The following is a 766-nucleotide window of genomic DNA, read 5'->3' on the forward strand; positions in this document are numbered from 1 at the left end:
GGATTCTGGGCGTCATCCTGGCCTCGGCGGCCGGCGCGGTAGTGCTCCTGGTCGTGGTGGGGCTCATCCGCCGCATTATGTGAGCGCAATGCCGCCGCAAGGCCTCCAGCAGGGTTAAGGCAGGACAAGTAAGGAGTCCCGCCATGTGGAACCGCATTCCGATGATCGCCCTGGCCTGTGCCATGGGCGTGCCAGCCGCTGCCCAGCCCAGGGCGGCCGACAAGACCAACGCGGTCGCCGTCCTCTTCTCGCCCGGCGCCACCGCCGCCTCCTTCAACGGCCGCGTGCGGGGTGATGAGGCCGTCGACTACCGCCTGAATGCACAGGCCGGCCAGGCCATGACCGTCCGCTTCCGCCCAGGGAGCAGCAGCGTCGGATACGTCGTCCTCCCGCCGGGCAGCGAAACGCCGATCCACAACAGCCAGGCGGCCGGGAACGAGTTCACCGGCACGCTCCAGGCCACCGGCACCTACGTCGTCAGGGTCTTCCGCACGCGCGGGCCAAACCGCCGGAACACGAGCGCGAGCTACAATATTGCCTTCGGGATCGACGGGCATGGAGCGCGCGTGGCCGAAGGGCCGCCGCCCGGCCCGCCGGCGCGCCAGGATACGACCTTCCGCGGCCCCGGGCCGGATTCCAGGCAGGTCGCCGGCCTTGCGCCGGGTGACGTGCTGACCGTCCGCACCGGACCGTCCTATGCCTCGCGGACCGTGCTGCGCTTCCCGGAAGGGACGATGCTACGCAGCTTCGGCTGCCAGGACGTGGC

At 70.5% G+C, this 766-nt stretch carries 1 pseudogene; it reads left to right on the forward strand.

The window, feature by feature from the left end:
- Positions 1-143: 143 nt before the first annotated feature.
- A pseudogene (locus AC1DWF_RS33845) lies at positions 144-766 on the forward strand (hypothetical protein); the annotation flags it as partial.

It is taken from the genome of Aminobacter sp. P4_D5 (genome assembly GCF_056401815.1).